Annotated in this window: 1 protein-coding gene; it reads right to left on the reverse strand. The window is 44.5% G+C overall.

The annotated features are described in order from the left end of the window. Nucleotides 1–1,050 (reverse strand): leucine-rich repeat domain-containing protein (locus BN350_RS20915; RefSeq protein WP_196802953.1); only part of this gene is annotated, 1,050 nt, incomplete at both ends.

The raw sequence follows: 1,050 nt of genomic DNA on the forward strand, positions 1-1,050 counted from the left end.
TTTTTTAAAGCAGAAGCACCATTGACATTCAAAGTTGTCAGTGCTGCATTGCTGTAGCAGTTCAATTCTGTTAAATTAGCATTGCTGCTGACATCCAGACTGGTGATGCCCGTGCTGTAGCACTGCAAGGTTTTTAAAGCAGAAGCACCATTGACATTCAAAGTTGTCAGTGCTGCATTGCTGGAGCAGTTCAATTCTGTTAAATTAGCATTGCTGCTGACATCCAGACTGCTGATGCCCGTGCTTTGGCACCACAAGGTTTCTAACTTAGTATTGTTGCTGACATCCAGACTGCTGATGCCCGTGCTGTAGCAATCCAATTTTTTTAAAGCAGAAGCACCATTGACATTCAAAGTTGTCAGTGCTGTATTGCTTTGGCAATACAACTTTTCTAACTTTTTATTGTTGCTGACATCCAAACTGGTGATGCCCGTGCTGCTACAATACAAGAGTTTTAAATTAGAAAACTTTTCAATGCCTCTCAAGTCGGCAACATTCAAAGGAGCAGAGATAGTCGTTACTTTTGCTATCTCTTCTGCTGATAACGTATCGTTGCTGTCAGGATTGATTGTTGTACTCTCTTTTAAATATTTCCTAAATGCTGCATCTGGGAAATTCGCTTCGTTGATTTCAACATCACCTAGTGCATATGGTGTAGGAACTGTACTTCTCGATAATGAATTTTTCTGTATCGTTACAGGTGCTGATTCTTCTTCCGTTGTTTCTTCCGGCAGTTCCACAGTGACAGACAGCTGGACTTCTACATAGTGTCCCTCTGCATGGTATCCCTCTGTTTCTGCATAATCATAGGTTTCATCATCAACCGTGACATATGCCGGATATGTAGTCGTGTCTGCCGACAGGACAGTGCTTTCATCTGCCCATGCCCAATTCTCCGGCAGCCCGATTTCCTTTAGCGGCGTACCTGCCGCTGCTTGCAGGTTCTCTGGCAGTGTGATGGCTGGGGCAGTTTCTTTCCCTGCTTCCTGCTGTCCGTTTTCCTGTTGGATGCCCTGTGTGACAGGCGGCTCATTTTCCTGTGCTCTGACA

This window comes from Candidatus Stoquefichus massiliensis AP9 (assembly GCF_000455285.1).
Taxonomy (GTDB): domain Bacteria; phylum Bacillota_I; class Bacilli_A; order Erysipelotrichales; family Coprobacillaceae; genus Stoquefichus; species Stoquefichus massiliensis.